Genomic DNA, 19,996 nt, shown 5'->3' on the forward strand with positions numbered 1-19,996 from the left:
TATAGTTTAACGTAATTTTTTGAGCAAAAAATAAGGTCATCAATCTTTAAAATTCTTGGGGGTGATGTTTAGCTTTCATTACTTCTTTTCTTCGGGTTTCTAGTAACTCACTAAACTCCTGAGAGAGTCTCGGTATTTGTTCTAATAAAGTCGCCACAACTTCGGGGGATAATACCCCCACTTCTAAGTCATCTAACGCCATCACAGACACATCACTACATTCTCCTGTCAGTAAGATTTTTTCCCCGAAAAATTCCCCCTGTCCTAAACGGGCAATTTCTTGATTTTGTCCGTTATTATCCCTCACTAAAATGAGGGCATGACCATTTAAAATTAAATACAAGCCTAAAATTCTTTCTCCTTCTTGAAATACCCATTCTCCTTGGGCATAATAGCGAATATTACTCGCGTCTTTTTCTTCGATAAACCGTTCGGCAGCCAAATGTCCAAAATTAGGAAGCGATCGCATCATGTCGGTGACTTGTTGGGTGGGGTTAGGTTTAGGCATTTGGGCCAGATCCATATGATATTCTGTCTGAATGGGATAGGGAATGGTTAAATGATATCGTTTGGCTGCGTACCAAATACGAATGACAAAATCATTACGAATTTTCAACATGGTTTCATAATTATCCACAAACAAACCAATTTGATAAGTAATAGAAAAATCGGCATAATTTTCTACCCTTACCCACGGAGAAGGTTCCTTTAAAATACCTGGGGTTGATAAGGCGGTTTCTGTGAGTACCTGAATCACTTTATTGGGGGGATCATCGTAGGAAAAACCAAATGAAAATCGTTCAACGTGTAAAGGGGTGGGACGATTATAATTGGTAAAATTTCCTTGGGCTAAAATAGAATTAGGAATGACCACACTATCGCGATCGCGGGTTTGCAAATAAACCGATCGCCAATTCACTTTAATCACTTTCCCAATGGTATCACCGACTTGTAACCAATCTCCCAAAGCAAACGGTCGTTCAAATAATAATAAAATTCCTGAAAAGAGATTTTTTAAGGTATCTTGTAAGGCTAAACCAATCACCAATGAACCCACACCAAACGCCGTTAAAAGGGCGCCTAAGTCGATTTTCCAAACAGTAGAAAGGATAACCGCCGTAATACAAGCCACTAAGAAAAAACGAATTAAATCGAGTAATAAATCGGGAACTCTTTCTTGCCAACTGCCTGCCACCGCTTCATCAAAAATAACCACTTTAAAAGCAGACAGTATGGCGTGAATCATGCCGATCCACACTAAAGTTTTAACCAAACGAATGGTGGTCGTTTCTTCAGGAATTTCTAAAACTCTGGTTAAAAATAACAATAAAGCGACCAAGGGAAAAACCAAATTTCGGAAAATAACGATAGTGGCGACTAAGGGCTTTTCTTCTTGACGCAGTCGCACAATAATTTCATTTAACAAAATCATGATTAAGGGAAACCCCAAAATTAATATAATCGCCCAACGAAACCAGTTTTGTTCGACTAATGTGATTGGCATTATAACTTTATTGATTGTTGTAGAAAATACTGAATAATTCCATTATGAATAATCACAGCAATTTAACTCAGAAAAATTAGGATCTTATTATTTTTCCTTTTCCAGCACTTTATTAAGAAATATTACAAAAAATAATAAAAGGTTTATTGTTAACAGTTTTCTCCCTATAGATTGGTTATTATAATCCATAAATTAATCCTTTCTTTTTTAGCACTCTTAAGGGCTAAGTGCTAATGTTATTTATCTACTATTAGAGGATCTAGTAGTGGAAAAAACTTTAAAAATTTAACGAAACAAACACCAAAAAACAGCTTATGGACTATTATTTTGACATTATCGGCACGACTTCCGTTTTAACTTTCTTTAATTATCAACAACTACTAGAACAAAATAAAAATCGTAGTAAAGCCTATTTAGGCAGCCATGAGTGCAGTCTTGATGGCTTTATTGAGTCAGTAGAGACTATTCCGAAAAAACCAGATTGGAACTGGGATGATGTCGTCGGAAGTATTGTTAATTTTTGGCTCAAAAATGAAGATAAAATCCGTTATTGGCAAAATCATTGTCATCCTATCGATTCAGACACCGTAATTGTTGCTAGAGTAGGAAAGATAGAGGCGTTGCGCCAAGAATTTGAATCTTTATTTGACGTTTAGAGCATAAAGATGGCGGAAAAAAAATACAATATCATCTAGTCCGTCATCTTCAGTTAGTTAGATAAATAAGTAGAAATAAAGAGAAATAAGTAGAAATAAAGGGAAACAAATAGACAATTTATTATCTGTAACAAATGAGGGGTTTAGAAAATAAAAATTATGAGTATAATAAAAACATATTCTCAAATAAAAAATAACGTCTATTAGAGTTTCTCTTGTTGAATTGGTTGGTTATGATGAAGTTAAAACGCCCCTTTCGTCGTTCTTTAATTTATGGTTTATTGGCCACTGTAATGAGTGGTAGTATTATTGTTGCTTCCCCACAACCGAGTTATGGTCAATCGTGGTTAAATTGGATATTTCAAGGGGTACAAGTCATACAATTATCGACTTTATCGGATTCCCAAGAAGTTAAATATGGACAACAAATTAACCGAGAATTAATCAGTAGTGGACAATTTCGGTTATCTCGAAATCGGGCTTTAATTGAAAGAGTTGATCGCATTGGCCAACGGTTAGCACAAAATAGTAGTCGTCCAAATTTACCGTTTACCTTCCAAGTGATTCAAGATGATTCTATCAATGCTTTTGCGACGATGGGGGGTTTTGTTTATGTCAATACCGGTTTAATTGCGGCTGCGGAAAATGAGGCAGAGTTAGCCAGTGTTATCGGTCACGAAATTGCCCATATTACCGAACGTCATTCCATTAAACAAATGCGAAACGTAGCTATTTCTCGAGGGTTAATGTCGGCCGCTGGATTAAATGAAAATGATATTGTTAATCTAGGGGTACAATTAGCGGTTAATCTTCCCAATAGTCGAGAGGCGGAACTAGAAGCCGATCAAGTGGGCTTACAAAACTTACGGCAAGCGGGTTATGCCCCCATTGCTATGATCACCTTCATGAAGAAATTAACCCGACAAGGTGGCGCGCCTCCTGCCTTTCTCAGTACCCATCCGGGTAGTTCCCAACGGGTTGAAGCTTTAACCCAGGCCGTTAACCCCGAAAGGGCCTATCAGGGAGATGGTTTGGATAATCAAGCCTATCAACGGGAATTTAGGGCTTTATTATAGCGTTTCTATTAGTTAAAATCTAACCTTATTGAGTAACCAGTCTGCAATTAATTCTGGGGTATTTCTTTTCACCCACCAAAAAGCAATTGATCGAAAACTGGATTTAGATAATCTAGCAATTAATCTCATCACTCGGTTGAGAGGGCGGGCTGCAACTTTTTGATTGATTAAATTAACCGAACCCACATCATAAAGACAATCTATAATCATCTTTAAAGTTGCTTCCTCTCGCTCCATTAAATTCTCAACCAAGAGCATAACATTTTTTCTCTGTTCTACTTCTAGCTTTTGCGCTTCTGACAGTTTCGGGACATAGGTGGCCACTGTTGCTGCTTTTGTTTGGATCTTTTTTGTCTGCTTTACTTGTGCTTTTTTAACTTTTGAGATTTGACCAGACTTTTTGGCTGTTTTCAATGGTTTTCTTTTAGTTTCACGAGAAATCATAATTTTATTCATTAACCAATTCGTAATTAATTCAGGAGTGTTATTAATGACCCAATAAAAAGCAACTGATCGAAACAGCCTTCTAGCTAGTTTAACAATGAATCTGAGCAAAGACTTGAGAAACCGCAGAGAAATTTTTTTATTAATTAAATTAAGAGAACCCACATCATAAAGACAATCAATAATCATCTTAAAGCTGGCTTCTTCTCTCTGCATTAAATTCTCAACCAAGAGCATAACATTTTTTTTCTGCTCTATTTCTAGTTGTTGGACTTCTGAGAGTTTAGGGACATATTTGGCCACTTGTACGGGTTGTTTGCGATCGTTTCGAGAAAGTACCATGAAAATTGATAGATTCACACTCTCAGATACTATAAACTAGACCGCAGGACTTTAACCACCTTTCAACCATGGATCATAACCCCTGAACCCAAAACAAGAAAATTAATAAATTCAAAAATTTAACTAATTTGTCTTAAAACACAGGACTATAAACTAAAAACAGGATCAAGTATTAATCAATAAACTTCCCATCATTCCTAAATCTTCGTGATCTAAAATATGACAATGATAAACTGTTTTTCCGGTAAAATCTTCAAAAGGAATACGAATACGAACCCTTTCCCCTCGACGCACTAAAATAGTATCTTTCCAGGTTGGATAAGGGTTAGGAACTCCATTCACACTAATAACTTGAAACTTATTGGTATGAACATGGAAAGGATGGTCCATGACTCCCGTATTAATCACTTCCCACTCTTCTACAGTATTCAATTTAACTTGAGTTTGTACTGTATTATGTTGATAGGCTTCTCCATTAATTAAAAAAGCCATTCCTACCCCTGGAGACATTCCATGATTTAAGGAAAATTGTCGGGTGGTTTGGGGTTGAGGCAAAGGAGAAATAGGCATTAATTCCCTGGGTAAATTTAAAGGAGTTACCCCATTTTCATAGGTAATGGTTGCTAAAGGAATCGGAGTATTATTATCAATATTGTTTCTTCGGTTTCCCATCATTCCTCTTCCCATCATTCCACCTCCCATCATTCCCATAGAACCCCGATTATAAGGTAAACTAACTAATTGATAGTTACCTGGATTTTTATCCCCTTTAATTAATACTTCTATGCGTTCTCCTGGGGTTAATAAAATTTCTGATAGTTCTATGGGTTTTTCTAGCGTTGTTCCATCATTAGCAATTAAGTAAAAAGGATGATTTTCCAAAGACAAATTATAAAAACGTGAGGTTGAAGCATTGACAATTCTTAATCTTAATAAGCCATTTTCTGGCAGAGAAAAAGAAGGATTTTCTTTACCATTAACTGTAATTACATTACCTTCTCTGCCCATCATTAAGGGCATTCGATTTGCAGGTAATAAATTGCCATTATCATATAAGGAAAAATCCTGTAACACTAAAAATTCTTCTTTAGCTGCTTTAATTTCAGGAATTTCATCTAACTGATCACGAATAATAAATAAGCCGGCTAACCCTCCCGATAATTGGTCTGCCACTAACCCATGTAGATGGGGATGATACCAGTTAATGCCACCAGTTTGTTTAGGGGATATATCAAACTCATAGGTGAATTTTTCTTTCGGTTTAACTTCTAAAAATACATTATCTGCTTTACCGGTTGGGGGAAGATGTAACCCATGATAATGTAAATTAGTTGATTGAGAGAGATTATTAATAAAATGAAGGCGAACTTTATCCCCTGGTTTTGCTTCTAACCTCGGCCCTGGAACCTGTCCATTATAGGTTAATAACTTAGCGGTTCGATTTCCTAAAGGGACTTCTTGATAACTGGCTTCTAAGGTGGCTTCTAGTAGTCCATTTTGACTAGAAATGATATTTTCAGAATTTAAAGCATAACTTTTATTAGAAAAATTGTTATTGTTAGACCGTAAGTTCTTGACCAGTTGATGGGTTCCTAGTGCTAATATCGTCGTTGAGGTTCCTAAAATTAAAAATTTACGACGATTGATAGATTTCATGATTAACTCCTAAGTTTCTACATATCATAGAGACGCTGATAATAACGTCTCTATTAACTTCAATTTTTAATAAGTCTCGTATTCTTTATAGACTTGTGCGCTGCCATCTTTATTAATAGCAAAAACAGCAAAGGGTTGTTTTGTATTTCCTGCTTCCATTCCTGGGGTTCCTATCGGCATTCCTGGAACCGATAAGCCAATCATATCGGGTTTTTCTTTAAGAAATCGTTTAATATCATCAGCAGGAATATGACCCTCCATAACATAACCATCAATAATCGCAGTATGACAAGATTCTAAATCCGAACTAATGTTATGTTTTTGTTTAATACTAGCCATATCATCGGTTTTAATATCAGTAATTTCAAAGCCGTGTTTTTTAGCATGGTCCACCCAAATTCCACAACAACCACAAGAAGGACTTCGATAAACCGTCATGGACATATTTCCGTTATAAGATTCGTTCACCATGTCCCAATTACTGGCTAAAATAGTTTCATTAGAAGGTTGATTAATCCCTTGATTATTATTGGTTGAAGGGTTTAAGTACATTGTACCAGCAACTCCTATAACAGCGACTCCTGCAATGACTGGTAACAACCATTTAGAAGAAATATTGAACATTCTTAAATCTCTCCTTGAGATGTCTATCTTTTTTATTTTAGCTTGTCAGTAAAAAAGTTCGTCGTTAAAGCTTTATCTTTAATGATGACGAAGTTTTTTAACTACACATTTTTGTAGGGGTCAACGGCCGTTGACCCCTACCACAACATTCATGTTTATGGTCCATGTAAGGTGGGCAATACCCACCTTACAGTCATGTCATAATCTTTTTTTCTATTGCGATAGTTTCAAAATCCAACAACTTGTAAAGAAACTTATATTATTATCAAATAACATTTTTTGCTTTTCTGATAGCTTGGTAGAACAATTATAATAGTAAATAGGAAAGATTTTTCCTCGGATTTTTATTACTTAAAATACAAAAGTGTGGCATGGGGAGACAACAATCATATTCTCACGGAATACCATGAAAGTTATCCCCTCTATTTTGATTACCTTTAGCCTGATTTCTATGGCCCCTAAAGCGGTTTCTCAGGTGCTGCGTTCTTCTGATTTTGACAGTTTAGCAACCACTTCTAGTGAAGATTTAACAGGGGTTGAACCGAGAAATATAGACAACTGGAACTGGGGACTCGGTGGTGAGTTTCCTGAACGTGAACCGTCTCCCTCTTTAGAGTCTAGCAATTTTGACTTAGATTTGTATGAAACGAGAGTCAGACAACTCAATGATGCTTATCAAGATACAGATTATAACTTCGGAGACTATGACCGTCCTACCCGTCGTTTTCCTTTAGTTGATTTATAAGTTATTGCGAGGGGGAAACTTAACATTAACCTTTGATTCTCACTGACAAGTTCCCGAAGCAATCACCACAAATAACATTAAAGGAGACTGTAGGGGCATAATATATTATGCCCCTACGAATTTTTGAGAACTGAGCTAATTTTGTATCATCATCTCGCGAGGGATAAGCAAAACCGCCGTAACCCTAATGATCTCGTTCTAACCCTCGCACCCTTGTCTGATGCGGATTTCAGCGATTTTACGGAGGACTTTTTCTCGTTCTAAGACTACAATAAAGCTATCCCTCGCAAACCGCCTCTAGACTCTAGTCAGGATAGGGGTTGTGAAGCGAACCCTCTCTTTTTATAAGAGAACTTAGTTGAATGGAAACATTCCTTTATCCTGGTTTGATAATTCTTTTTCTATTCTCTCTTTTTATAAGAGAACTTAGTTGAATGGAAACATACTCCGATGAATCTAATCTAAAGCTGGTAAAAAGTTCGTGACTCTCTTTTTATAAGAGAACTTAGTTGAATGGAAACATAGAACCCTGATTTTTGTGGGGTTCTTGAGTTTATAATCGGTCTCTCTTTTTATAAGAGAACTTAGTTGAATGGAAACGTTCCCAGTAGGGGTATTAGCGGCCACTGTTGCAGTTATTTGAATATCTGCTCTCTTTTTATAAGAGAACTTAGTTGAATGGAAACGCGTTAAGCCGTTTCGTCTCAAAGCTTAATTGAGACTCATTCAGCTCTCTTTTTATAAGAGAACTTAGTTGAATGGAAACTCGGAAGTGATGGACTCTTCAATAAAGGTTCTAGGAATCTCTCTTTTTATAAGAGAACTTAGTTGAATGGAAACTGCATCTTCTAACGTAGCTGTTGTAGCAAACTCGTCTCTCTTTTTATAAGAGAACTTAGTTGAATGGAAACGAAAGCCTCGACTTACAAGAGCTTACATTTCTTTTAACTCTCTTTTTATAAGAGAACTTAGTTGAATGGAAACTCCATCGCTAGATAAACCCTTTCTTTAGGGTGAGGAACAACTCTCTTTTTATAAGAGAACTTAGTTGAATGGAAACCTTTCCAGAAAAAAGTAGTTGTTTTGAAATGGTTTTAAAGTTAGAGTTTTTGCTCTCTTTTTATAAGAGAACTTAGTTGAATGGAAACTAATATCAGAAGCATCGTGTTTATGGTTGGAATAGAACTCAACTCTCTTTTTATAAGAGAACTTAGTTGAATGGAAACGCCAACTCAAACGTTTTTTCTCCTTTCTCCCTGCTCCTGCGCTCCCTGCTCCCCTGCTTTTACAAAAGAGGTTTATGGCAATCGGATTTAGTATTGTATCACCCCTCGCAATGACTAATTAACTTTATTACTTCTATAAAACCCATCGCATTATTTATATTGTGATGGGTTTATAGTGTTTCCTAAACTCATAAGATACACCTAAAATTAAATTCCTGACTCCTGACTCGGTGACTCCTGACTCGGTGACTCCTAAAACTAGAAAACTTTGCACCTCACAAGTATGTAAACTGCTATATTTTTTTCAATAACATTCGGTAAACCGGCTCATTTTTATTAAAGGTTGCGATTTCTCTTTGCGTCGCAATCGGAAAAGGATTTTCAGCTAACCATGTTTCTTGATGCTGCTTTTGAAAACAAGTATTAGCTAAGAAAGTTTCTCCCATTTCTTGGGCCACTTCCTTAATATCTGATTGTAAAAAAACAGATCCATTATCAACTAAATAATGTGCGATCGCTTTGACTAAACCGGGTTGTACCACCCGTCTTTTTTGATGACTGCGTTTAAACCAAGGATCAGGAAACTGAATACTAACACAGTTTAATGTATGAGGAGGAAAAGACGATAATAAAGACTCAATAGAAACATTAATATTGCCAAACAAAAAATGTAGGTTAGACAATTGTAAGCGATCGCGTTGTTCATTGGCTTCGATGACTAAAGGTTCTCTAATTTCTACCCCCAGAAAATTCGTCTCAGGATATAATGGAGCCATATGAAACAAAAATTTTCCCCTGGCACAACCGATGTCTAAATGAAGCGGGCGATCAACACAAGGATAAATGGTGTCCCACTCCGGTATAACTAGGGGGTTACGGTATTTTGCACTTAAAGGGTTAACGTGTTGACGGACGCGGACTCTTGCCAAAATTAATCTCTCCTACCTATGCTCAATGTAAAGATATGCTTTACGTAAAGGTTTTATTGTGATGAACTTTCGCTTTGCTATTATCAGTGATCCCCATGTTGCGGTTCCCCACACTGTCCCAAACCATTCTCACCGCTTCCATTTAGTCGAAGTCAGTATTCTTGCCCTAGAAAAGGTGTTAAATCACTTAGAACAGCTTAACTTAGATTTTCTCTTGTTACCAGGGGACTTAACCCAAGATGGCGAAATAGATAATCATGACTGGTTAGTCAAACGCTTGAACGCTCTACCGTTTCCCGTTTTTGTGGTTCCGGGTAATCATGATGTTCCCAGTCTTCAACCAACAGAAAATAAGATCGGTTTACATCAGTTTCCGAGTTATTATAATCACTTTGGTTATGAAAATCAACAACTCTATTATACGAAAGAAATTTTACCAGGGGTGAGAATTATTGGTTTAAATTCTAATCATTTTGATGAAGAAGAAAGACAGTTAGGCTATTTAGATGAGGAACAATTAACTTGGTTAGAGAAGTTATTACCCCAGGTTAAAGATCAACTCCTGTTAGTGATGATTCATCATAACGTAATTGAGCATTTACCCGACCAAAGTGACCACCCCCTAGGAAAACGGTATATGTTAGGTAATGCTTCTCTCTTACTAAAAATGTTAAGGTCTGCCAACTGTCAATTAATTTTTACTGGTCATCTTCATGTTCAGGATCTTGCTTATGATCGAGGCATTTATGAAATTACCACAGGGTCTTTAGTGAGTTATCCTCATCCTTATCGTATCATTGAGGTGAAACGACCTCCTAAGGGTTCATTGAGCCTTAATATTACCTCTCATCGGGTTAAAAGTGTGCCAGGATGGGAAAATTTAGAGGCCATTTCTCGGCAATGGTTAGGCGATCGCTCATTTGGTTTTATGGTGAAATTATTAACCGCATCTCCTTTAAAAATATCCATAGAAGAAGCAGAAAAGTTTGCCCCATCTTTACGAGATTTTTGGTCAGATATTGCAGCCGGAGATGGAATTTTTGATTTCCCTGATTTTCCTCCAGAAGTTCGTCGCTATTTTCAACAATTTAGTGCCGTTAAAGCCGATGGGACACCCGCTTTAATGGATAACCAAGCCATTCTTAATTTATAAAATAGAGTCTATTTATTTAGGTTAACAAATGATTAACAGAAAGGTGTAACCCTTTCTTTTTTTTACATATTATCACTGATCAATAGATTTCTTTACTTTATAATTATTTGACAAATATAGCTGTTGTATTTACGTATTTTTATCAAAAGCATTGAAGTTTAAAAGTCTAAAAAGCATTTTAAAAATAAAGTTTTAGTAAAGAAAAAGTCTGGAAATCCTAGAGAATACGGATGCTTTTTTTGAGAAAATTGTTAAAACTTAAATAGATAAGAACTTAAATGCTGTTTTGTTTTTAAAGTAAATTAACTTAACCCTTAGTGCTAATAAGGGGGAAAATACAGGAGAGAATTAATGATGATTGACGAAACAACAAAATCCAATCTAGATATTTTTGAGAATTCCACCATCGATGATTCAGGAGGGGTTGAGTCTCTGGTAAGGTTCCCAACGCTAAGCTGTCGCTATAGCGTGGGCTTTCTGTAGCCCTGAATTTACTGGACAAGCCAATAAACTCGAACCTCCAGGCGACCTTACACTTCGCCCCACTAAAGCTATCATCAACGACCCATTAAGATCAGCATCTCCAATCCATCCACAAGCTTTATTACTGCATTTAAAAGACTTATTATTTCTTAGTCCAATATGCAGACAACAATGACAAGTTTGCGATGTATATCTTGGGTTAATTGCTATTACCTCAATCCCTTCTTTAATTCCTTTATATTCTAGAAATGTTCTCAACTGATAGAAAGCCCATGAATTCGATCGTCTTCGTTCAGTTTTATTTCTAGGTTTTTGATTAGTTCTTTCTCGAATTCCCGTTAAATCTTCAATAGACACAAAGGATTGAGTTTGTTTAGCTTCGTTAATAATAGTTTTAGATATATTGTGGTTTAACCATGCCTGATATCTTCTTTCTTTCCCTGATAGCCGTTTCAAGATTTGACGACATCTACGCCGTGTTGACCTTGTGCCTTGGGTTGCTTTTTTCTGCAAAGAAGCTCTGACTTTGGTTAATTTATCCCGTTTTTCTTGAATCTCCTTTCCTGACCACGATTTATTAGTAGAGGTAACTGCTATGTCACGTCTCCCAAAATCTACCCCTATAACCCCCCTGCCTTCGGCATCCCCCCTATTAGGGGGGACTATGGGGGGTGGAGCGTCAGATTTGAGTTGAATATGCACATACCAATCCCCATCTTTATGTTGACAAACTTGTGCTGATGTTGGGTTTTGTCCTGATAGTTTTCCTCTGTGATAATTACTTACTCTCATAGGAATTTTAGCTCGTTTCCCAGTTGTACTAATACTAGCCAAATACCCAGTCTCAATAAACCGAAAAGTACGAGCATCACAATCAAAACTAGTCGGTTTAAAGTTTTTGACTTTTCTACCTTTCTGTTTAGCTGTTAAGCGATTAGCTGCTACCCTTGCACAAGCTCTAACAACATGATTAGCTGTCAATCCAAAACGTTCTTTAACGTCTTGATAACAAACAGCTTGGATAGAGTTTCTATTGGTCAAATTAGGTTTAACTGTCTTATTAATATAGTTACAAGCATCAGCAAACGCCAGAGCAGTATCGTCTAATAATTGACGTTGCTTTAATGTAGGTTGAAGTTTAACAACTAGCGTTAAGACTTGTTTCATCGACCTTAAAAACTCACTAAAATGACATACTAACATAGAAAGCGCAAGGGTCATGGGGGTGAGAAGCAATAAGAAGCCAATGCCCATCTGTAATGGATGTGGATATGCTGACGTATTGCTGGTCTATTAGTAAGAAATAGTCTCTATTAGAGGTAGTTAAATGTCGAAGGCGAGTATAACCAAGACTACGCTAGAATGGAACACAATCAACTGGGCAAAAATCCAGAGGAAAGTGTTTAAGCTTCAAAGCAGAATATTTCAAGCTGTTAAATCAGGCGATAAAGTCAAAGCTAAAAAGCTTCAGAAGTTACTGTTAAAGTCACATTATGCTAAGCTCTTAGCGGTTCGCAAAGTAACCCAAGACAATCAAGGACGGAAGACAGCAGGTATCGATGGTATAAAGGCGTTACGCCCTAACCAAAGAGTGAAACTTGCCTACGAACTAAACGTTAAAGGTTACAGAGCAAAAGCACTTAGACGGATATGGATTCCCAAACCAGGACGTGAAGAAAAGCGACCTTTAGGAATCCCGACCATCAAGGACAGAGCAATGCAAGCTTTGGTTAAATCAGCCTTAGAACCGTACTGGGAAGCCCAATTCGAGGGAACATCTTACGGCTTTAGACCAGGCAGAAACGCCCATGATGCCATCGGTAGAATCTACACAGCAGTAAACAAAACTGCAAGATATGTTTTGGATGCCGATATATCAAAATGTTTCGATAAGATTAAACATGATTACCTACTGTCCAAAGTAGATTGTCCCACCGTCATGAAACATCTAATTAAAAGGTGGCTAAAATGTGGTGTCATAGACAATGGCGTATTTGAGGATACCAAGACACGGAAATAATGAGACATCAATTGGTCAAACCCGAAGCATCACCTTATGACGGAAATTGGACATACTGGAGCAGTAGACGTGGCAACTACCCAGAAACACCCAACAGAGTTGCAAAACTCCTAAAAAAACAAAAAGGTAGATGCACGTTATGTAGACAACACTTTACACCTGATGACTTGATAGAAATTGACCACATCATCCCGAAATCGAAAGGCGGTAAGGATGAATATAAAAACTATCAAGCTCTACACCGTCACTGTCATGATGTTAAAAGCAGAAATGATGGCTCTTATGATTGGTCAGATAATGGCTATGAATGGAAAGATGGTGTATTAACGGTACCAATGACAATGGACTAATTGCCGAAAGCCGTATGACGAGAAATTGTCATGTACGGTTTGGAATGGGAGTCGGGATAGGTGACTATCCCTTCGACCCCTAATATTCCTCTCGACTCTGTGCAATTGCGCCGACAGGAACTTTCAGTACAGAGCGAGCCTCCTTGCGACATCAAGGTGAATCTTGATAATTCTTCTCATCAGTCCGATCTGATGGGAATTGATATTAATTCGGATGTTGTTACCGTCACTGAAACCTTACAGGGGTTAATTCAAGAGAGTGCATCTGAGGGGGGTGACTCAAGTGCAAATATCGATAGTTATATAACCACAGGGGCAAGTAGTTTTGATGATCCCATTACTAATAACAACACAAAACAATCATTAATTTTTAGCGATCGCGAAAAAGGAACGTTAGACGATAACGATCTCATTTATCAAGGAGGTTATAGGGATGAATATCGGTTAACTGGTTTTAGTAATAATGAAACCATTATCCTAGATTTAAAAGCGTTTGACTTTGGTAGTTCCTTGCAATTAATTAATGGTGAAACAGGGGAAACCATTAAGCAGTCTGATGTCGAACAAAAGGATGGATCGATTAATAATCAATTGATGTTTACCCCTGACACCGATATAGAATATGTCGTTCGAGTCACCTCTATTGAAGAGGCAACCACCGGAACCTATAGTTTAGGGACAACTTCAGGGGAACTGACCGAAAAATTGATTTTTAGTGATACAGAGACAGGGATTTTAGACAGCAGTGATCAAACGTTTCAAGGTCGTTATCGAGATGAATATATTTTAAGAGGACTTGAGGATCAACAAACCGTTATTCTTGAATTAGAAAATGTAGGATTTGGTAGTTCCCTGCAATTAGTTAACCGTGAAACTGGAGAATTAATCGATCACTATGAGGTAACAGAAACCGAGGGAACGTCTTATAGTCGACTGCAGTTTACCAGTAGCAATGAGATCGAATATTTAGTAAGAGTCACCTCTACTGGAGACAGCGAAAGCATCACAGGCAACTATACCCTAGGAACCACTTTAGGAGAACTGACCCTAGGAATTAGTGATCAAACCATTAAAGGAACTTTAAGTGACAGTGATGAAATGATTGACTTGTGGCGTGGCCGATATACAGACCGATACGAAATCACAAATGTCTCCCCTGAACAGACAATTAACATTGACTTTAATTCCTCGGACTATAGTAACATCGTATTTTTGATCAATGCAGACACTGGAGGCTATATCTGGTCTAACATTAGTTCCTACGATAGAGAAAGCGGTATCTACACTTCTCAGATTACTTACACCGCTAGAGAAGATGTTAATTACGCTGTGGTGGTCAGTTCTTATATGTCACGACAGATGGGAGACTATAGTTTAACCATTGATACCAAGACATCAGTATCCGGTGGATTTGATATTAATGATGATGATGCCCATCCTATTCTCAAAACTCGTCTCATGGATAACTATCTACTCTCAGATGTACAGGTGGGAGAAGATGTCAAACTGAACTTCAATAGCAGTTCTTCTAATAATTTAGTTCAACTCTATGATCAAGACACAGGCGATGTGTTACAGACAACAACAGAAGCTAATCTACAATTTACTGTCGAAGAAGGAATTAATTACGGAGTCAGAGTCTTAGGAGAAGCTGGAGAAACCTATAGCTTAACCACTGATACTGGTTTGTTATTTGATAGTAATGTCATTGGACTCAATGAAACCATTACCAGTTCTCTGGTAACCAGCGATGCTAGACTCGACTATAAGGAATATTGGAGCTATCACCGATTTTACTCAGACGGTTATTACTTCTCTGCCGATAGTTTACAAGGACAAGATGAACTAACCATTAAAATTGATGCCGAGTTTGCTCCTGAAGTCCATATTGTCAATGCTCAAACCGGAGAATTTCTTGATTTTGATAGGACGCTTTATCGGACAAACCTAACCCACACATTCGATGTAGAGGATAATATTGATTACCTAATTCTCGTGACCTCTCGCCATAACGGACAGATAGGTGAGTATACTCTTTCTTTAACAACATAAACCCTGTTGCGGAGTTCCCTACCCCCTGCCCCTAACCCCCCCTGCCCCTAACCCCCCTGCCCCCCTTATAAAGGGGGGTGTGGGGGGTTAGGGGGGTGTGGGGGGAAGGTGTCAGATATGAGTTCATCAAAAATTTTTCCCTCTCTAGACAGATGATAAATAGATTTAAAGTAAAGAAAATAGGATGTGTCAACGTTAGTCAAGTTTCATAATAAGAGATTAACCTGAGTTCAAGATAAGAAAATCTTGTCTAAGTGCGGTAATAGGGAACGCTGGAACAGGGAAGGGAAAATAGTCAATTATCAATCAATTTTTCTTGGTATTATTGACCTTATCCTACCAACTAGAGAATCTATTTTTATGACTTGTTATTTTAGATCAGATAAAAATTGAATATGAGTAATAAAGCATATTCAGATTCTTCTTTTTCTCGCCGTTCGTTTCCTGAAAAACTGAGTTTTACTATTGCGATCGCCCTATTAGCAGTATTAATTAGTTTAATTTTCTATAGTTGGTTTACACAGTCCAATCAACCCCCGATTTTATCGGCTAGTTTTGGGCAAAAAATCCGTCAAGTTGAGCAACAATATTACGTTCCTTTTACAGTCACCAATAAAGGAGAACAAGCTGTCAAATCAGTTCGTATTATTGGCAAGCTAACCATTGGCAAAACCATTGAACAGAAAGGGGAACAAGAAATTAATTTTTTGTCAAGAGATGAAAGCATTTCAGGGGTATTTATTTTTACCCATGATCCCCAAGCAGGAGAATTAGACATTCGGGTAACCGGTTATAAACTTCCTTAGCATCATAAGCTATTAAGTTTCTAAATTACCAATTCAACCGCTAGGGTAACGCCAGAGAAAGCCTTTGAAGAGTTTTTATAAACTTAGAAAATAAGGGTTTTAAATGCACAATAGCTGAGGAAGAAAAAGAAAATTAAATTCTGTCAATTGTCTAGATATTTAACAACATACATCAGAAAACTATAGAAACTTTATTGACAAATAAGAGGAAACTCAAATGTGGGTAGAAAAACTAGCAAGAGCAGGTTATGCTGCCAAAGGAGTTGTGTACGCGACCATTGGTATTTTAGCCATACAAGTGGCCATTAGTGCAGGGGGAAAAACAACCGGTAGTTCCGGGGCCTTGCAAAGTATCGCGTCTCAACCGTTTGGTCAGTTTTTATTGATTTTAGTGGCCATTGGCCTATTTTGTTATAGTTTATGGCGTTTAATTGAAGCGATTTTTGATCCTGAACATCGTAGAACCGATTCTAAAAACATCGCCAAACGGATTGGTTATTTATTCAGTGGGATAATTTACGGCGCGTTAGGGGTTCAAGCTGTGATGATCGTCACTCAGGCTGCATCTAGCTCCCAAGGAAGTGGTAATTCTACCTCAGACTGGACAGCAAAACTGATGGCTCAACCTTTTGGTCGATGGTTAGTGGCACTGGTGGGAGCAATAACGATCGGGGTTGGTTTATATCGTTTGTATTATGCCTACAAGGTTAAATTTCGTCGTAAACTCAATTTAAGAGAGCTAGATGTCAAGACAGAAAAATGGGTAATTCGTATCAGTCGATTTGGCATTGCAGCGCGAGGAGTCATTTTTGTGATTATCGGATTTTTCTTTTTGCAAGCCTTTAGACAATACGATCCCAGTGAAGCTAAGGGACTTGATGGGGTCCTTCAAACCTTAGCCCAACAACCCTATGGAAAAATTCTCTTAGGGATCGTTGCTTTGGGATTAATTGCTTACAGTATTTATCTATTTGTCCAATCGAGATATCGACAAATTCCGGTTAGTAATGTACCTGATAGTTTACCGCGAGAGTTAGCGAATCATCGGTATAAATAATAATGATTGAACCCTATTCCTAAGGGCAGATACTCTGTATTTCTTAAGTCAGAGAAAAACTCAAAAAGATTGTCTGCGCAGACAATTTTGATTCACTCCGTAAGAAGATGAAATGAGAGGCATTTATTTGCTCAAATAGGGTTAATCACTCATAAAATTTAGCTCTACAATTACTACTTATGTCATCTCCATCTACAAAACCGATTTCTTACTGGATCGATTCAACGCCACAAACAGATTATTCAGAATTTGTTGAAAATACTTCAGTCGATGTTGCTATTGTTGGGGCTGGAATCGTCGGCTTAACCGCAGCCCATCGGCTGAAAAAAGCGGGTAAAACCGTCGCTGTTATTGAGTCTAAAAAAGTGGCTACGGGGGTAAGTGGTCATACAACGGCTAAAATTACCGCCTTGCATCAACTGATTTATCAAGATTTAATCTCTCAATTAGGACAAGAAAAGGCAAACCTGTATGGTGAGTCTAATCAAGCAGCGATCGAATATATTGCTAACTTAGTCGAAACTGAGCAAATTGATTGTGATTTTAGTCGCCAAAACGCTTACACCTTTGCTGAGTCGGTTAAACAACTCGACAAAGTAGAAGCAGAAGTAGAAGCAGCCCAATCTTTAGGTTTACCGGCTTCTTTTGTCAAAAAAACATCGCTTCCTTTTCCCATTTCCGGTGCCATTCAATTTGAAAACCAAGCTCAATTTCACGTTCGTAAATATTTACTCCATTTAGCAAACAGCATTCCAGGAAACGGGAGTTATCTCTTTGAAGATACCAGAGTTGAAGATGTTAAAGAAGAAAAAACCGCTTGTCGAGTCATAACCCGCCGAGGGCAAATTACAGCCAAAGACGTGATCGTGGCCACTAATATTCCCATTCTCGATCAAGGACTCTTTTTTGCTAAAGCTTACCCGAAACGCTCCTATTTAATCGGTGCGCCCATTGACCCAGAAAAGGCGCCTCAAGGAATGTTTATCGGAACTGGACAAAATTATCGTTCTATTCGTACCACCCCTTATAACGGTCGTTTACTCCTATTAGTAGGGGGTGAAGGCCACAAAACCGGAGAAGTCACCGAAACCGATAAACGATTTTTACCCCTTGAAGAGTATGCTCGCGCTCGGTTTGAAGTAAATTCAATCGATTATCGCTGGTCCTCTCAAGATATGGTTTCTTTTGATAAACTGCCTTATATCGGTAAATTAACCCCTCTACATAGTCATATTTATGTGGCCACGGGCTTAAGTTTATGGGGCATGACCAAAGGGACGTTATCAGGAATGTTGCTCTGCGATATGATTTTAGAGCAAGAAAATCCTTGGCTCAATTTATATGACTCAACCCGTGCCACTCCCTTTGTTTCTAAGACTTCTATTAAAGAGAATGCAGACGTGGCCATTCATTGGATTGGCGATCGCTTTAAAGGTCGACAAGACTCTGTCTCTGAACTGAATCCAGGAGAGGGTAAAGTGGTAGACTTAGAAGGGGATCAAGTAGCCGTCTATCGAGATGAGAAAAATAAGCTTCATGCTGTTTCTGCCGTCTGTTCTCACTTAGGTTGTGTGGTTAATTGGAACGAAGCGGAAAAGAGTTGGGACTGTCCTTGTCATGGGGCGCGTTTTGATTGTGAAGGCCAAGTGCTTCATGGTCCTGCGACGAAAGATTTATCTAATCTTCAGGTGTCAGAAGACCAAGAAGGTAAAGTTGTTTCTGTGTAGGTGATAGCTATTATCAACAATACTTGGAAAAAAGAACTCGATGAGATAATTCGTGGAGCATCAGGGGGATTTTTATTCGGTATTCCCCTGGTTTACACGATGGAAGTATGGCGCATTGGCTCTCAAACTGATTCATCCTTGATGCTCTTGATTTTGTTGATCACTTATTTAGTGATTTTCAGTTTAAATTCGATTGAGGGCTTTCGTCGCAAAAAACGAAAAGGATGGACTGATGCGCTTTTAGAAAGCAGTGAAGCTTTAGCCATCGGCTGTTGTTGTGCAAGTGTCACCCTTTTACTATTACAAAAGATAACCCCGATCACTCCTTTAGAAGAGGTGTTAGGTAAGATCATCTTTGAAATGGTTCCTTTTGCTATTGGTACAGCCTTGTCTCGGGTTTTATTGGATGGAGAGCCGAAAAAACCTGTTTCCCAAGAGGATAAATCTCGAAAAAAACGAGATAATCAGCAACAAGTTCAGGTTAATGAAACTTTAGCCGATATTAGTGCTAGTTTTCTGGGTGCGATGATCGTTGCCTTTAGTATTGCCCCCACTGATGAAGTTCGCGTTTTGGCTGTATCAGCTTCTCCTCCTTGGCTCATTGTTATTATCATGTCTTCTTTGTTAATTTCTTATATGATCGTTTTTGCAGCCGGTTTTACTGATCAAGCTAAGCGCAGAAAACAACGAGGTTTGTTTCAAACCCCGGAAGCGGAAACGGTTATTTCTTATTTAATTGCTTTATTTATGTCAGGGTTAATGCTTTTGTTTTTTCAGCAATTAAATTTTAATATGCCCTGGTTTTTATGGTTACAATATACCATTATTTTAGGGCTTCCTGCTGCTATTGGTGGCGCAGCCGGCCGTATTGCTATTTAATTCATATCTTGTACCTTCGATAATTTCCCACGCCCCCTACCCCCCTGCCCCCTACCCCCCCTGCCCCCTACCCCCCCTGCCCCCCTTATAAAGGGGGGTGTGGGGGGTGTGGGGGGTGTGGGGGGTGTGGGGGATAGCAATAGGCAATAGTAAAAAATTTCTTTCTAAAGAAAGATGGATAAGGTTGTGAAAGTTAGTTTTAATAAAAAATGGAATAGATAAGTCTTTGAATATATCAATTAATATTGAAGACTGAAAGAGAGCAAA

At 38.0% G+C, this 19,996-nt stretch carries 15 protein-coding genes, 1 pseudogene and 1 CRISPR repeat array; of the genes and pseudogenes, 10 read left to right on the plus strand and 6 right to left on the minus strand.

Annotated features, from left to right (window positions below; genetic code table 11):
- Positions 1–46: 46 nt before the first annotated feature.
- On the minus strand, positions 47–1,504 hold the full coding sequence (locus tag C4E06_RS22025; protein WP_107670538.1) for a mechanosensitive ion channel family protein: 1,458 nt from the start codon (positions 1,502–1,504) through the stop codon (positions 47–49).
- A 314-nt stretch (positions 1,505–1,818) separates the two neighbouring features.
- Here C4E06_RS22025 and C4E06_RS22030 point away from each other — a divergent pair, with 314 nt between their 5' ends.
- On the plus strand, positions 1,819–2,160 hold the full coding sequence (locus tag C4E06_RS22030; RefSeq protein ID WP_107670539.1) for a hypothetical protein: 342 nt from the start codon (positions 1,819–1,821) through the stop codon (positions 2,158–2,160).
- A 233-nt stretch (positions 2,161–2,393) separates the two neighbouring features.
- Positions 2,394–3,236 carry a M48 family metallopeptidase gene (locus tag C4E06_RS22035; RefSeq protein ID WP_107670540.1) on the plus strand — a complete coding sequence of 281 codons (843 nt, stop codon included), beginning with the start codon at positions 2,394–2,396 and terminating at the stop codon, positions 3,234–3,236.
- Between the two features lie 12 nt (positions 3,237–3,248).
- On the opposite strand, the gene C4E06_RS29020 is transcribed toward C4E06_RS22035, so the two are convergent.
- From C4E06_RS29020 to C4E06_RS22050, 3 genes are all read right to left on the minus strand, one after another.
- Positions 3,249–4,022 (minus strand): hypothetical protein, encoded by a 774-nt coding sequence (locus tag C4E06_RS29020; protein WP_107670541.1) that lies wholly within the window; start codon positions 4,020–4,022, stop codon positions 3,249–3,251.
- 165 nt (positions 4,023–4,187) lie between these two features.
- Positions 4,188–5,678 carry a multicopper oxidase family protein gene (locus C4E06_RS22045; protein ID WP_107670542.1) on the minus strand — a complete coding sequence of 497 codons (1,491 nt, stop codon included), beginning with the start codon at positions 5,676–5,678 and terminating at the stop codon, positions 4,188–4,190.
- 66 nt (positions 5,679–5,744) lie between these two features.
- Positions 5,745–6,302 (minus strand): DUF411 domain-containing protein, encoded by a 558-nt coding sequence (locus tag C4E06_RS22050; RefSeq protein ID WP_107670543.1) that lies wholly within the window; start codon positions 6,300–6,302, stop codon positions 5,745–5,747.
- 406 nt (positions 6,303–6,708) lie between these two features.
- Here C4E06_RS22050 and C4E06_RS22055 point away from each other — a divergent pair, with 406 nt between their 5' ends.
- Entirely contained in the window at positions 6,709–7,047 is a 339-nt protein-coding gene (locus tag C4E06_RS22055) for a hypothetical protein (protein ID WP_107670544.1), read from the plus strand.
- A 334-nt stretch (positions 7,048–7,381) separates the two neighbouring features.
- Positions 7,382–8,273: a CRISPR direct-repeat array (repeat unit 36 nt; unit sequence CTCTCTTTTTATAAGAGAACTTAGTTGAATGGAAAC).
- Between the two features lie 293 nt (positions 8,274–8,566).
- On the opposite strand, the gene trmB is transcribed toward C4E06_RS22055, so the two are convergent.
- Positions 8,567–9,202, minus strand: coding sequence for a tRNA (guanosine(46)-N7)-methyltransferase TrmB (gene trmB / locus C4E06_RS22060; protein ID WP_107670545.1), 636 nt, complete (start codon positions 9,200–9,202; stop codon positions 8,567–8,569).
- A gap of 61 nt (positions 9,203–9,263) precedes the next feature.
- On the opposite strand from trmB, the gene C4E06_RS22065 reads away from it, so the two are divergent.
- Positions 9,264–10,355: a metallophosphoesterase gene (locus tag C4E06_RS22065; RefSeq protein ID WP_107670546.1), complete on the plus strand. Its 1,092-nt coding sequence runs from the start codon at positions 9,264–9,266 to the stop codon at positions 10,353–10,355.
- 450 nt (positions 10,356–10,805) lie between these two features.
- On the opposite strand, the gene C4E06_RS22070 is transcribed toward C4E06_RS22065, so the two are convergent.
- The gene (locus tag C4E06_RS22070) at positions 10,806–12,005 is read right to left on the minus strand and encodes an RNA-guided endonuclease TnpB family protein (protein ID WP_198648938.1); all 1,200 of its coding nucleotides are present in this window, start codon (positions 12,003–12,005) and stop codon (positions 10,806–10,808) included.
- Between the two features lie 160 nt (positions 12,006–12,165).
- On the opposite strand from C4E06_RS22070, the pseudogene C4E06_RS22075 reads away from it, so the two are divergent.
- The 6 genes and pseudogenes from C4E06_RS22075 to C4E06_RS22100 all read left to right on the plus strand — a co-directional run bounded on the left by C4E06_RS22075 (position 12,166) and on the right by C4E06_RS22100 (position 19,729).
- A pseudogene (locus tag C4E06_RS22075) lies at positions 12,166–13,208 on the plus strand (group II intron reverse transcriptase/maturase).
- A gap of 60 nt (positions 13,209–13,268) precedes the next feature.
- Positions 13,269–15,260 (plus strand): hypothetical protein, encoded by a 1,992-nt coding sequence (locus tag C4E06_RS22080; protein ID WP_157951209.1) that lies wholly within the window; start codon positions 13,269–13,271, stop codon positions 15,258–15,260.
- Positions 15,261–15,655: 395 nt separating this feature from the next.
- The gene (locus C4E06_RS22085) at positions 15,656–16,066 is read left to right on the plus strand and encodes a TIGR02588 family protein (protein WP_107670548.1); all 411 of its coding nucleotides are present in this window, start codon (positions 15,656–15,658) and stop codon (positions 16,064–16,066) included.
- Positions 16,067–16,283: 217 nt separating this feature from the next.
- Complete coding sequence (locus tag C4E06_RS22090; protein WP_107670549.1) at positions 16,284–17,123, plus strand: DUF1206 domain-containing protein; 840 nt, start codon at positions 16,284–16,286, stop codon at positions 17,121–17,123.
- Between the two features lie 179 nt (positions 17,124–17,302).
- On the plus strand, positions 17,303–18,850 hold the full coding sequence (locus C4E06_RS22095) for an FAD-dependent oxidoreductase (RefSeq protein WP_107670550.1): 1,548 nt from the start codon (positions 17,303–17,305) through the stop codon (positions 18,848–18,850).
- Positions 18,851–19,729, plus strand: a complete 879-nt coding sequence (locus C4E06_RS22100) for a TIGR02587 family membrane protein (RefSeq protein ID WP_198648939.1) — start codon at positions 18,851–18,853, stop codon at positions 19,727–19,729.
- Positions 19,730–19,996: the final 267 nt, after the last annotated feature.

Origin of the sequence: Cyanothece sp. BG0011, assembly GCF_003013815.1 — a bacterium.
GTDB lineage: Bacteria > Cyanobacteriota > Cyanobacteriia > Cyanobacteriales > Microcystaceae > Crocosphaera.

Coding starts and splice junctions, on each gene's coding strand:
- C4E06_RS22045 (WP_107670542.1), bottom strand. CDS start 5,678: ATGAAATCTATCAATCGTCGTAAATTTTTAATTTTAGGAACCTCAACG.
- C4E06_RS22035 (WP_107670540.1), top strand. CDS start 2,394: ATGATGAAGTTAAAACGCCCCTTTCGTCGTTCTTTAATTTATGGTTTA.
- C4E06_RS22055 (WP_107670544.1), top strand. CDS start 6,709: ATGAAAGTTATCCCCTCTATTTTGATTACCTTTAGCCTGATTTCTATG.
- C4E06_RS22030 (WP_107670539.1), top strand. CDS start 1,819: ATGGACTATTATTTTGACATTATCGGCACGACTTCCGTTTTAACTTTC.
- C4E06_RS22025 (WP_107670538.1), bottom strand. CDS start 1,504: ATGCCAATCACATTAGTCGAACAAAACTGGTTTCGTTGGGCGATTATA.
- C4E06_RS22090 (WP_107670549.1), top strand. CDS start 16,284: ATGTGGGTAGAAAAACTAGCAAGAGCAGGTTATGCTGCCAAAGGAGTT.
- C4E06_RS22065 (WP_107670546.1), top strand. CDS start 9,264: ATGAACTTTCGCTTTGCTATTATCAGTGATCCCCATGTTGCGGTTCCC.
- C4E06_RS22070 (WP_198648938.1), bottom strand. CDS start 12,005: ATGAAACAAGTCTTAACGCTAGTTGTTAAACTTCAACCTACATTAAAG.
- C4E06_RS22095 (WP_107670550.1), top strand. CDS start 17,303: ATGTCATCTCCATCTACAAAACCGATTTCTTACTGGATCGATTCAACG.
- C4E06_RS22085 (WP_107670548.1), top strand. CDS start 15,656: ATGAGTAATAAAGCATATTCAGATTCTTCTTTTTCTCGCCGTTCGTTT.
- C4E06_RS22050 (WP_107670543.1), bottom strand. CDS start 6,302: ATGTTCAATATTTCTTCTAAATGGTTGTTACCAGTCATTGCAGGAGTC.
- C4E06_RS29020 (WP_107670541.1), bottom strand. CDS start 4,022: ATGGTACTTTCTCGAAACGATCGCAAACAACCCGTACAAGTGGCCAAA.